Origin of the sequence: Nocardia testacea NBRC 100365 (genome assembly GCF_000308775.1) — a bacterium.
In the GTDB taxonomy this organism is placed as follows: Bacteria; Actinomycetota; Actinomycetes; order Mycobacteriales; family Mycobacteriaceae; genus Nocardia; species Nocardia testacea.
The window spans coordinates 1-12,468 of record NZ_BAGJ01000167.1 but is presented as its reverse complement, the minus strand read 5'-3'; the positions used below and the strand labels follow the sequence as shown (position 1 = coordinate 12,468).

Below are 12,468 nucleotides of genomic sequence, written 5' to 3'. Positions count from 1 at the left end.
CTTCGGTGAGAAGGCCCGCGAAGTCCGTGACACCTCGCTGAAGGTGCCCCACGGTGAATCGGGCAAGGTCATCGGTATCCGGGTGTTCTCCCGTGAGGACGATGATGATCTGCCTCCCGGCGTCAACGAACTGGTCCGGGTCTACGTGGCCCAGAAGCGCAAGATCCAGGACGGCGACAAGCTCGCCGGCCGCCACGGCAACAAGGGTGTGATCGGCAAGATCCTGCCGACCGAGGACATGCCGTTCATGCCCGACGGCACCCCGGTGGACATCATCTTGAACACCCATGGTGTGCCGCGTCGTATGAATATCGGGCAGATCCTGGAAACCCACCTCGGCTGGATCGGCAAGGCCGGCTGGGAGGTCGAGGGCAACCCCGACTGGGCCAAGAACCTGCCGGAGGAGATGTGGAGCGCCCCCGCGGACTCCAATATCGCCACCCCGGTGTTCGACGGCGCCCAGGAGGAGGAGCTCAGCGGTCTGCTCGCGTCGACCCTGCCCAACCGTGACGGTGAGCGGATGGTGAACGAGGACGGTAAGGCGACCTTGTTCGACGGCCGTTCGGGTGAGCCGTTCCCGTACCCGGTGGCGGTCGGCTACATGTACATCCTGAAGCTGCATCACCTGGTCGATGACAAGATCCACGCCCGCTCGACCGGTCCGTACTCGATGATCACCCAGCAGCCGCTGGGTGGTAAGGCGCAGTTCGGTGGTCAGCGGTTCGGTGAGATGGAGTGCTGGGCCATGCAGGCCTACGGCGCGGCCTACACACTGCAGGAACTGCTGACCATCAAGTCCGACGATGTGGTGGGCCGGGTGAAGGTCTACGAGGCGATCGTCAAGGGCGAGAACATTCCGGAGCCGGGCATCCCGGAATCGTTCAAGGTTCTGCTCAAGGAACTCCAGTCCCTGTGCCTCAATGTCGAGGTGCTGTCGTCGGACGGCGCCGCGATCGAGATGCGCGACGGGGACGACGAGGATCTCGAGCGGGCGGCGGCCAACCTGGGCATCAACCTGTCCAGGAATGAAGCGGCCACCGTCGACGATCTGGCGAACTAGGGCGTTGGCCGGGTGCCGTGACGAATTACGGCTCGGCACCCGGCCACCGCGTTCGAATCCAATAGAGAACTTTTGCTCGTATTCGACCCGCACAGGGGAAAGGAAGTTACGTGCTAGACGTCAACTTCTTCGATGAACTCCGGATCGGCCTGGCCACCGCCGACGACATCCGCCAGTGGTCCTACGGCGAGGTGAAGAAACCGGAGACCATCAACTACCGCACGCTCAAGCCGGAGAAGGACGGCTTGTTCTGCGAGAAGATCTTCGGTCCCACCCGGGACTGGGAGTGCTACTGCGGTAAGTACAAGCGCGTCCGCTTCAAGGGCATCATCTGTGAACGCTGCGGCGTCGAGGTGACCCGGGCGAAGGTGCGCCGTGAGCGGATGGGCCATATCGAGCTGGCCGCCCCGGTCACCCACATCTGGTACTTCAAGGGCGTGCCGAGCCGCCTCGGCTACCTGCTCGACCTGGCGCCGAAGGATCTGGAAAAGATCATCTACTTCGCCGCCTACGTCATCACCGCCGTCGACGACGAGATGCGGCACAACGAGCTGTCGACTCTCGAGGCCGAGATGGAGGTCGAGAAGAAGACCGTCACCGATCAGCGTGACGCCGACCTCGAAGCCCGGGCCCAGAAGCTCGAGGCCGATCTGGCCGAGCTCGAGGCCGAGGGCGCGAAGTCCGATGTGCGCCGCAAGGTCAAGGACGGCGGCGAGCGGGAGATGAAGCAGCTCCGCGACCGTGCCCAGCGTGAGCTGGACCGGCTCGAGGAGATCTGGAACACCTTCACCAAGCTGGCCCCCAAGCAGCTGATCGTGGACGAGGTGCTCTACCGCGAGCTGCAGGATCGCTACGGCGAGTACTTCACCGGCGCGATGGGCGCGGAGTCCATCCAGAAGCTGATGGAGAACTTCGATATCGAGGCCGAGGCCGAGAACCTGCGCGAGACCATCCGCAGCGGTAAGGGCCAGAAGAAGCTGCGCGCGCTCAAGCGGCTCAAGGTCGTCGCGGCGTTCCAGACCAACGGCAACTCGCCGATGGGCATGGTGCTCGACGCCGTTCCGGTGATCCCGCCGGAGCTGCGGCCGATGGTCCAGCTCGACGGTGGCCGCTTCGCCACCTCGGACCTGAACGACCTCTACCGTCGTGTCATCAACCGCAACAACCGCCTCAAGCGACTGATCGACCTCGGTGCTCCCGAGATCATCGTCAACAACGAGAAGCGGATGCTGCAGGAGTCGGTCGACGCGCTGTTCGACAACGGTCGTCGTGGCCGGCCGGTCACCGGCCCGGGTAACCGCCCGCTGAAGTCCCTGAGCGATCTGCTCAAGGGTAAGCAGGGTCGATTCCGGCAGAACCTGCTCGGTAAGCGTGTCGACTACTCCGGCCGTTCGGTCATCGTCGTCGGCCCGCAGCTGAAACTGCACCAGTGCGGTCTGCCCAAGCTGATGGCGCTGGAGCTGTTCAAGCCGTTCGTGATGAAGCGGCTGGTCGACCTGAACCACGCGCAGAACATCAAATCCGCCAAGCGGATGGTCGAGCGGCAGCGGCCGCAGGTGTGGGACGTCCTCGAAGAGGTCATCGCCGAGCACCCCGTGCTGCTGAACCGTGCGCCCACCCTGCACCGCCTCGGTATCCAGGCATTCGAGCCGCAGCTGGTCGAGGGTAAGGCCATCCAGCTGCACCCGCTGGTCTGTGAGGCGTTCAACGCCGACTTCGACGGTGACCAGATGGCCGTGCACCTGCCGCTGTCCGCGGAGGCGCAGGCCGAGGCCCGCATCCTGATGCTGTCCTCGAACAACATCCTGTCCCCGGCGTCGGGTCGGCCGCTGGCCATGCCGCGTCTGGACATGGTGACGGGTCTGTACTACCTGACCCGGCTCGACGAAGGCGCCAAGGGCGAGTACCGGCCCGCGACGGCCGACGGTCCGGAAACGGGCGTGTACTCCTCGCCGGCCGAAGCGCAGATGGCCGTCGACCGCGGTGAGCTCACCGTGCGGTCGACCATCAAGGTGCGGTTGACCGATCAGCGTCCGCCCAAGGACGTCGAGGCGGAACTGTTCCCGGAGGGCTGGCGGCGCGGCGACGCGTGGACCACCCAGACCACCCTGGGCCGGGTGCTGTTCAACGAACTGCTCCCGGGTGACTACGCGTTCATCAACGAGCCGATGCCGAAGAAGCGGCAGGCGACGATCATCAACGATCTCGCCGAGCGCTACCCGATGATCGTGGTCGCGCAGACCGTCGACAAGCTCAAGGACGCCGGCTTCTACTGGGCCACGCGTTCGGGTGTCACCGTCTCCATGTCGGACGTGCTCGTTCCGCCGGAGAAGGCCGAGATCATGGAGCGCTACGAGGCGCAGTCCGATCAGATCGAGAAGAAGTACCAGCGTGGTGCGCTCGATCACCAGGAGCGCAACAACGCCCTGGTCAAGATCTGGCAGGAAGCGACCGAAGAGGTCGGTCGGGCGCTGCGCGCGCACTACCCGGCCGACAACCCGATCATCACGATCGTCGATTCGGGCGCCACGGGTAACTTCACCCAGACCCGTACCCTCGCGGGTATGAAGGGCCTGGTGACGAACCCGAAGGGTGAGTTCATCCCGCGGCCGATCAAGTCCTCCTTCCGTGAGGGCCTGACGGTGCTGGAGTACTTCATCAACACCCACGGTGCTCGTAAGGGTCTGGCCGACACCGCGCTGCGTACCGCCGACTCGGGTTACCTGACCCGTCGTCTGGTGGACGTCTCGCAGGACGTGATCGTGCGCGAGCACGACTGCGGCACCGAACGCGGTATCACCGTGCACATCGCGGAGAAGCAGCCCGACGGCCTGCTCATCCGGGACCCGCACGTGGAGACCTCTGCCTACGCCCGCACCCTGGCCGCCGACGCGCTCGACGAGAGCGGCAACGTGGTGGTCACCAAGGGCGCGGACCTGGGCGATCCCGCGATCGAGGCCCTGCTGGACGCCGGCATCACCGAGGTGAAGGTCCGCTCCGTGCTGACCTGCACCACCGGCACCGGGGTCTGCGCGACCTGCTATGGCCGCTCGATGGCCACCGGCAAGCTCGTCGATATCGGCGAGGCCGTCGGTATCGTCGCCGCGCAGTCCATCGGTGAGCCCGGTACCCAGCTGACCATGCGTACCTTCCACCAGGGTGGTGTCGCGGGTGACGACATCACCGGCGGTCTGCCTCGTGTGCAGGAGCTCTTCGAAGCTCGGGTGCCGAAGGGCAAGGCGCCGATCGCGGAGGTCTCGGGCCGGGTGCGGCTGGAGGACGACGACCGCTTCTACAAGATCACCATCATTCCCGACGACGGCGGGGACGATGTGGTCTACGACAAGCTGTCCAAGCGTCAGCGGCTGCGCGTGTTCAAGCACGACGACGGCACCGAGCGGCTGCTCTCCGACGGCGACCACGTCGAGGTCGGCCAGCAGTTGCTGGAGGGCGCGGCGGATCCGCACGAGGTGCTGCGCGTGATGGGCCCCCGGCAGGTCCAGATCCACCTGGTCCACGAGGTCCAGGAGGTCTACCGCAGCCAGGGTGTGTCCATCCACGACAAGCACATCGAGGTCATCGTCCGCCAGATGCTGCGCCGGGTGACGATCATCGATTCGGGTGCCACCGAGTTCCTGCCCGGTTCGCTCACCGAGCGTTCGGAGTTCGAGGCGTCCAACCGCCGCGTCGTCGCCGAGGGCAATGAGCCCGCGGCGGGCCGTCCGGTGCTGATGGGTATCACCAAGGCGTCGCTGGCCACCGATTCGTGGCTGTCGGCGGCGTCCTTCCAGGAGACCACCCGAGTCCTGACGGACGCGGCGATCAACTGCCGCTCCGACCGGCTCATCGGCCTCAAGGAGAACGTGATCATCGGTAAGCTGATCCCGGCCGGTACCGGTATCAACCGGTACCGCAACATCCAGGTTCAGCCGACCGAGGAAGCGCGTGCCGCGGCGTACGCGGTGCCGTCCTACGACGACACCTACTACAGCCCGGAGGGCTTCGGTGCCACCACCGGTGCCGCGGTCCCGCTGGACGATTACGGTTTCAGCGACTACCGGTAATCGGTAGGTGGCAACAGCCTTCGGCCCCGCACTGTTTCGGTGCGGGGCCGAAGTGCGTTCCGGGCCTTATTCGCCGGCTCGGCCCGGGAGGTTTTCCTGTAGGCCGTCGAGCAGCGCGGCCAGGCCGAATTCGAAGCTGCTGTCGGGTGCCGCGTTGTAGCCGGTGCCGGACGCCGCCTCGATCCGGGCGCGTAGGCGGGGAAACTTCCGGGCGATCTCGGTGGCGGCGGTCGTGGTTTCGCGTAGCCGCGCCTCGGGGTCCCCGCCTCCGTGGGCCAGCCGGCGGGCGATGGAGACATTGGCGGCGGCTCCCACCGCGCTGCCCAGGACGAACATGAAGACCGCGGCCGCGGCCCGGTCGGCCTGGTCGGTGGTGAAACCGGCCCCGTCGTAGACGGCGAGTACGTGTTCGTCGTATCGCGATTTGTTCTCCCCATACAGCAGGTACGCCGATTGCGCCTGGACCAGCCACGGGTGCCGGCTCATCATCGCGTACATGCCGCCGGCCATGGTCTCGGCGGCGGTCCGCCAGTCCATGGTGCCGAGATCGGGTAGTTCGATCTCGGCCCAGACCCGGTCGGTGGCGAGGCGGACGAGATTGTCCTTGTTCTGGACGTGCCAGTACATCGCGGTGGGGGCCGAATCGAGGCGTTTGCCGAGGCTGCGCATGTTGAGCCCGTCCAGCCCCTCCTCGTCGAGGAGTTCGATGGCCGTCTCGACGATCTGTTCGCGGGTGAGGGTGTCGCGGGGCATGGGGACAACTCTAAGTCGCCCGGAAGTGCGCCTTGCACTTAGTTCAAATCCATACTTGAACTTAGTGCAAGTGGCGCGCTATTGTACTTTCACTTAGTTCAAGTCGGCGGTCGCGAAGCTCGCCGAGAGAAGAGGGATCATCATGAACGTCACTGCCGCCCTGGCCCTGATCGTTGCCGCCGCGTTCGTGAGCATGCCGCTGGTGCGGCACCGCTACGGAGCGGCGGCCATGGCGAGCGCGCAGCGGGAACTCGCCCGCCAGCGGGTTCGCACGACCGCGCTGGCCGAGTACGGGATGCGGTTCGATGCCAGTGGCCACGAATGGGCTGCTCCCGTCGGCATCACCGCGGTACTGCTGGCGGTCGCCGGTGTGAATCTGGCCGGGCCGGGCTGGGCGGGAACTGTCAGCGTGGTGGTGTTCGCGCTGGTGCTCCTCGGCAACGCTGTCATCGTCTACAGCAACCTCACCGCCGTGCGATCGGTGCGCGCCGCCTTCGCCCGCAAGAACGACCCCGAACTGCTGCGGGTGGATGTGCCCCCCCTGCTGGCGGCGGCCGAAGCCGGATTCCCCGGCTGGACGTGGACGTTGCAGAAACTGCGGAACGTGGCGGTGTTCGGCGCCGCCGCGCTCGGAATCGTGGTCACGCTTCTCGGGTGAACGCCCAGCGTATGGGTCCCTTCTGCCAAAGCTCGGGCCCGCTCCTTTTGGGAGCGGGTCCGAGCTGCCGAGCTGCCGAGCTGCCGAGCTGCCGAGCTGCCGAGCTGCCGAGCCGCTCGGCCCAGCAGTGGGAATATGAATCGGGCATTTCGATCACATTGCGTCCAAACGTCGTTCGGTCGAACAGTCATGAATAACGTTGCAGCGCACTGTCTGCCGGAGTCGTCGAACAGGCGAAGGACCGACGACCGCCGGAGGGGCTCATGACATTCCGAATCACTCAGCTTGCGCGCGGTATCCGTGCACATGTGGCCCCTGAAGAGGGTGACGGCGCGGAGATCACGAAACCGGCCCGCCGCCGATGGCTCCGGCGGCTCGCGGTGCTCGGCTCGGTACTTTTCGTGCTCCCCGCAATGCTCGGGGCGGCAGCGCTGGCCGCGACCGGGGAATCGGATTCGGTGGCGACGGCCGGTTTTCCGGCACTGAACTGGATGAACATCCGCGATTCCAGCGGCGTCGAACTGACCCACTATCGATTCGTCACCACCCACGGCAGTATTTTCGAGCCACTGGAGACGGCCATCTCGGTGGTGCTCGGGCTCGAATTCGCCGGTTATATAGTCATTGTGACCAGTGCGATCTGGGTGATCGGCTATACGATGAGTTTCCACTGGCTCGATCCGTTCGGTAACGCGCTGGCCGGAGTCGCCCGCAGCCTGCACGCGCAGATCGGTATCCCGATGGTGCTCCTCGTCGCGGCGTCACTCGGTGCGTTCATCGTGGCGTGGTTCGTATTGCGTGGTCACCACGCGCGGGCCGCGACCCAGGCGGTCACGATGGTCGGGGTCGCCGTGATCGGCCCGATCTTCATGGCCCAACCGCTGGAGGACGTGCTCTCCTCGCACGGGTTGATGTCGCAGGGGCGCGATCTCGGGATCGCGGTGGCTGCCGGGCTGACCGGGCACGCGTACAGCGATCCCACCGGATTGGTCGCGACGATGCAGGTGAACCTGGCCGACAACTTCGCCCGGCGCCAGGTCCAGGTGTGGAATTTCGGGCATGTGATCGACGACCGGCCCGGCTGCGCGGCCGTGTGGTCGGCGGGGGTGCGGTCGGGTTCGGATTCGGCCCTGGCGTCCGGCCTGCGCAGCTGCGGAGATCTGGCGGCCCACCAGGCCGTGCTGAACCCGAGTATGGGACAGGTCGGTTCGGGGCTGGTTGTGCTGCTCTGCGCCGGCATCCTGCTCGCGTTCGGGGCCTATCTCTCGGTCAAGATCATCTGGTCGGCACTCGATTCGGTCTTCCACGGTTTCGCGGCGATCTTCGGTTTCGCGGCGGGCGGGTTCGTCTACGGTCCCACGCAGACCTTCCTGGTGCGCAACCTCGTGGACAGTTTCTACGGTGCCGTGGTGATGGCGGCCTATGTCATCTATCTGGGTTTGTATGTGCTGTTCCTCGGCAATCTGTTCGACCAGGCCCGCGGCCAGGCGACAGTGGTGCTGATCCTGGCCGCGGTGGTGGAAGTCGTCGGCCTGCTCCAGTTCCGGCGGTTCGCCGCCGCGCTGCGCCAAGGCAACGAGTGGATCGTCAACCGGTTCTCCCTCGCCCTGCAACAGGCGCCGGGCGGCAGCGGTGCGGGCGGGGCCGGCGGCGGCACGGCACTCGGTATGGGTTCCAGCGGACTCGCCCACTCCGGCGTACCGGGACTCGGGTTGCTCGCCGGTGCCGCCGCACTCTCGACCTTGAACAACAACCCGGCATCGGCCTGGCTGTTCAACCGGGTGTCACCGCTGGAACCGCATTCGATGAAACGGCAGAGCGCGATGCTCGACCAGTGGGGTGTGTGGAACGCTCGATGGAACGGCGAGAAAGCCGGTGGGCCGGATGGGCTGGCCACGCACCCCTACCTGGATCGACTGCATCTCTCGCACGCCGCCCGTGATGCGGCGGCCGTCGCCCGTGACGCCGGTCGCGGCGGGGTGAACACAGCGCGGGGTGCGGCGGCCGCCGTCGACGGCGTACTGGTCGGCGGCGGTGGGTTCCTCGGGCAGGTCGCCGCTTCACTGCGCGGCGCCGGCTTCACCGACGAGGACATGATCCAGCGCGCGGTGGAAGCGCGGGGTTACGTGGTGAAACACGGGGGCGATGTGTCGTTGGCCGATAAGAACCTGGCCGAAGTCGTCGCGGCCTCCCACTATGTCTCGGCGATGAACACCCCGGCCGCCCACGCGGAGCTGGAGCGCGCTGTTCTCGCCTACTCGCTCGGACGGGAGGGGATCCAACTGGAGGGCGCGGCGCGGCGGACGGGTGAGGAATACCTGGCCGCGCCGTCCCGGGCGAAGCTGAACCAGATACAGAAGGTCGCGACCGGCGAGGAGACGGCCGCCTACTCGGAGGCGGACGCCTACCGGATCCTGCGCTGGATCGGAGACGAGCACGCGCAACGAGTTTCCACCGCGATGACCGATTACGTCCTGAACCCCACCGACCCCGAGAGCCGCCGCCGCTTCTTCGCCGAGCAGAACGCAGCCGTCGATACCGACTACTGGGCCGCCGAAGCGACCCGCGCGCCCGCGTCCGCCTTCGCCGGCGGCTGAGTCTCCGAATCCTCGGTGGCCGTCCCGGACTCGGAAACGGTGGGCCCGGCCGGGCGCGGCCGAGGCGCGGCAGTGCGCGCGTGGGTCGCGTAGAGGGTGAGGCCGACGAACGCCAGCCCGCCGACCAGATTGCCGACAACCGTGGGGATCTCGTTCCAGATCAGATAATCACCGATCGAGAAGTCGCCGCCGAGGAGCAGCCCGGAGGGGAACAGGAACATATTGACGATCGAATGCTCGAAACCCATGTAGAAGAACAACATGATGGGCATCCACATGGCGATAACCTTTCCGGATACCGATGTCGACATCATCGCCGCGACCACTCCGGTGGATACCATCCAATTGCACAGCACCCCGCGGATGAAAAGGGTGAGCATTCCCGCGGCACCGTGATCGGCGTAGCCGATCGTGCGCGATACGCCGATTTCACCGAGTTTCTGCCCGACTTCGTTGGGGTCCATCGAGAAACCCATGGTCACGATGATCGCCATCATGACCGCGACGGTGAACGCGCCGAGGAAGTTGCCGGTGAACACCAGGCCCCAGTTGCGTAGCAGGGCACGCCAGGTCACGCCCGGGCGCCGGTCCAGCCAGGCCAGCGGCACGAGGGTGAACACGCCGGTGAGCAGGTCGAACCCGAGAAGGTAGAGCAGGCAGAAACCGACCGGGAACAGGACCGCGCCCAGTAGTGCCTGGCCGGTCTGGACCGTGATGGTGACCGCGAAAGCCGCGGCGAGCGCCAGGATCGCACCTGCCATATAGGCGCGGATCACGGTATCGCGCGTGGACATGAATGCCTTCGCTTCGCCGGCGTCGATCATTTCTTTCACGAAGTCCGCTGGTTTGAGATAAGACATGGCACGCCCTTCGGTTGTGGTCTCTCGTGCCGAAGTGTGCGATGCCGAGATTTCCCGCCCGTATCGTGCCGAGCGCACCCGTGTTACCGGGCGCTCACCGGGCCCGTGCGTCGATGTGGGGCCCCGTGACCTTGGTGCGACCACCGCCGACAGGGACGTCGCAGAAGTAAACATTGTGATACCGATTCGGTTCGGCGCATTCGGCAGTGGGACGCTATCGATGTTTCCCGATGCCAGGAGTTTCGTATGGAACCGATCATGAGCAAGCGCGCGGCCGCCGACCTCGTTGTCTCCGCCCGCATCCGCCAGGGATTGTCCTGGGCCGATATCGCCGACGCTCTCGGTGCCCCACTGGTCTGGACGACCGCGGCGTTGCTCGGGCAGCATCCGATGACCGCCGAGCAGGCGGGCAAGGTCTGTGGTCTGCTCGGGCTGGACGACGCGGTGGCCGAAAGCCTCGCGTTGCAGCCGGCCCGCGGCGCCGATCCGGCACTGATGAGCGATCCCACGATCTATCGTTTCGTGGAAGCCCTGTCGGTATACGGGCCCGCGTTGAAGGAACTCATCCACGAGGAATTCGGTGACGGGATCATGAGTGCCATCAACTTCAAGGTCGATTTCACCCGCCGTCCCGACCCCGACGGGGACCGGGTGGTCATCACCTTCGACGGGAAGTTCCTCGACTACCGGTGGTGAGCCGGGCCCGCCGCCCGCGCGGTTCTCACTGATTGTGCGGTAGTTCGTCGGCCAGGCGCTGAAGGTACCCGGCGAACCGGCGGCGGTCGGCGGGGGACCAGTCGCCGGTGAGCCGGTCGAAGATCTGCCGTTGCCAGTCGTGGGCGTCGGCCAGCAGGCGGGTACCGGCCGGGGTGAGGTGGAGTGCGGTACGGCGCCGGTCGAGATCGGATTCGCGGCGCGCCAGATAACCCGCGGTGGTGGCGTCGCGGACCATCCGACTGGCTCCGGAATGGTCGAGACCGAGCTGGTGGGCGACCGCGGTGATGGTCGCCTCGTCCGGGGCCTGGGCGGCCCCGGCCACCGCTTCCACGACCTGGACGTGCTGAGCGTTGCGCAGTTCCGCGTTCTGCCCGCCGACGCCGCGCTGTATCCAGCGCCGGGACCAGAACCGGACCAGGCGGAACAGGGCGGGCCCGCCATCCGCGGGGGAGGAGCTGCCGCTCATATGGACCAATCTATCCTCTTCGAAATTTTCCGTGCGATTCGCATGTAGATTGTATGTGTATCACATGTAAATGAGGAGAAATCATGTCCGGATCCACCCATGCTCCGCGCATCGTGCTCGACCACGCCGTTGTGCCGGTGGCGGACCGCGCGGCGGGGGCGGCGTTCTTCGCCGAGCTCATGGGGTTGACGGTGGGCGACCCGGTCGGTCCGTTCCTGCCGGTGCGGGTGAACGAGAGCCTGACCTTCGATTTCGACGATCGTGGCCGTGTCGAGCCGGGTCACTACGGATTTCTGGTCGACGAGGCCACCTTCGACGCCGTGCTGGGCCGGCTGGCGCGATGGCCCGCGGTCGAGTTCGGGTCGGGGCCCGGGAACGGCTGGGACCGGGATATCAACCACCTGCGCGGCGGTCGCGGGGTATACGTCCGCTCGCCGGAGGGGCACAGCTACGAAATGTTCACCGTGGCCTGTTGACATCGCGTGCTCGGCAGCTAATACTGAACTAGATGGTTCAGTATGAGTTCTTGGACGCCTCCTTCGGGGCGCTCGCGGACCCCACCCGGCGGGGCATCCTCGAGCGGCTCGGCCATGGACCGGCCACCGTCAGCGAGCTGGCCGACGATTTCTCGATGACCCTCACCGGCATCAAGAAGCACATCCAGCTGCTCGAGGACGCGGGCATGGTGGTCACGGAGAAACGGGGCCGGATCCGGTACTGCCGGGTCGGTCCCGATGTTTTCCGACGGGAGGTGGCCTGGCTGCAGGGCTACCGGCAGATGCTGGAAGCACGCATGGACCGTCTGGGCGAATTCCTGCAACGAACGGAGCACGAACAATGAGCACTGCCACCGAAGAAGCCGTCGTCACCGCGGCCGCGGATCGCGAGATCAGGGTCGAACGGGTTTTCAACGCCCCGCGGGAACGGGTGTGGGACGCCTACACCCGCCTCGAACAGCTCACCCAGTGGTGGGGCCGGGGCAACCGCATCGATGTCGAGCGCTGGGAGTTCCGGGCCGGCGGGCACTGGCGTTTCGTCGAACACGCCGACGGACAGTCGCACGGGTTCGAAGGACGGATCCGGGAGATCGTGCCGCAGGAGCGGATCGTGCAGTCCTTCGAATGGGACGGGATGCCCGCGCACGTCGCCATCGACGCCGCGACCTTCGAGGATCTCGGCGACGGGCGTACCCGGGTGGTCACGGTGAGCCAGTTCCACACCCCGGAGGAACGGGACGGCATGCTGCAGTCCGGGATGGCCGACGGACTCAATGCCAGCTACCGGGCGCTGGAC

General features: G+C 66.2%; 11 protein-coding genes. 8 read left to right on the top strand and 3 right to left on the bottom strand.

What is annotated here, in order from left to right:
• Together ON38_RS22400 and ON38_RS22395 are read left to right on the top strand one after the other, a co-directional pair.
• Positions 1–1,060 (top strand): DNA-directed RNA polymerase subunit beta (locus ON38_RS22400; protein WP_039826902.1); only part of this gene is annotated, 1,060 nt, incomplete at its 5' end.
• Positions 1,061–1,170: 110 nt separating this feature from the next.
• Entirely contained in the window at positions 1,171–5,124 is a 3,954-nt protein-coding gene (locus ON38_RS22395; RefSeq protein ID WP_039826901.1) for a DNA-directed RNA polymerase subunit beta', read from the top strand.
• Positions 5,125–5,190: 66 nt separating this feature from the next.
• Here ON38_RS22395 and ON38_RS22390 read toward each other — a convergent pair whose 3' ends face one another.
• Positions 5,191–5,877, bottom strand: coding sequence for a TetR/AcrR family transcriptional regulator C-terminal domain-containing protein (locus ON38_RS22390; protein ID WP_039826900.1), 687 nt, complete (start codon positions 5,875–5,877; stop codon positions 5,191–5,193).
• Positions 5,878–6,019: 142 nt separating this feature from the next.
• Between ON38_RS22390 and ON38_RS22385 the strand changes: the two genes are divergently transcribed.
• Both ON38_RS22385 and ON38_RS22380 read left to right on the top strand, forming a co-directional pair.
• On the top strand, positions 6,020–6,535 hold the full coding sequence (locus tag ON38_RS22385; RefSeq protein ID WP_039826899.1) for a hypothetical protein: 516 nt from the start codon (positions 6,020–6,022) through the stop codon (positions 6,533–6,535).
• A 263-nt stretch (positions 6,536–6,798) separates the two neighbouring features.
• On the top strand, positions 6,799–9,132 hold the full coding sequence (locus ON38_RS22380) for a hypothetical protein (RefSeq protein WP_157181843.1): 2,334 nt from the start codon (positions 6,799–6,801) through the stop codon (positions 9,130–9,132).
• Here the strand turns inward: ON38_RS22380 and ON38_RS22375 are convergent.
• Positions 9,078–9,992, bottom strand: coding sequence for a formate/nitrite transporter family protein (locus tag ON38_RS22375; RefSeq protein ID WP_083873017.1), 915 nt, complete (start codon positions 9,990–9,992; stop codon positions 9,078–9,080). The genes ON38_RS22380 and ON38_RS22375 overlap by 55 nt on opposite strands.
• A 246-nt stretch (positions 9,993–10,238) precedes the next feature.
• On the opposite strand from ON38_RS22375, the gene cynS reads away from it, so the two are divergent.
• Entirely contained in the window at positions 10,239–10,688 is a 450-nt protein-coding gene (gene cynS / locus ON38_RS22370) for a cyanase (RefSeq protein ID WP_039826897.1), read from the top strand.
• Between the two features lie 25 nt (positions 10,689–10,713).
• Here cynS and ON38_RS22365 read toward each other — a convergent pair whose 3' ends face one another.
• Positions 10,714–11,175, bottom strand: coding sequence for a MarR family winged helix-turn-helix transcriptional regulator (locus ON38_RS22365; protein ID WP_039826896.1), 462 nt, complete (start codon positions 11,173–11,175; stop codon positions 10,714–10,716).
• 83 nt (positions 11,176–11,258) lie between these two features.
• Between ON38_RS22365 and ON38_RS22360 the strand changes: the two genes are divergently transcribed.
• The 3 genes from ON38_RS22360 to ON38_RS22350 form a co-directional block, all read left to right on the top strand.
• Positions 11,259–11,651: a VOC family protein gene (locus ON38_RS22360; RefSeq protein WP_039826895.1), complete on the top strand. Its 393-nt coding sequence runs from the start codon at positions 11,259–11,261 to the stop codon at positions 11,649–11,651.
• Between the two features lie 32 nt (positions 11,652–11,683).
• Positions 11,684–12,016 carry an ArsR/SmtB family transcription factor gene (locus tag ON38_RS22355; protein ID WP_039826894.1) on the top strand — a complete coding sequence of 111 codons (333 nt, stop codon included), beginning with the start codon at positions 11,684–11,686 and terminating at the stop codon, positions 12,014–12,016.
• Positions 12,013–12,468: SRPBCC family protein (locus ON38_RS22350; RefSeq protein WP_039826903.1), on the top strand; the 456-nt coding region annotated here is incomplete at its 3' end. The genes ON38_RS22355 and ON38_RS22350, both read left to right, overlap by 4 nt.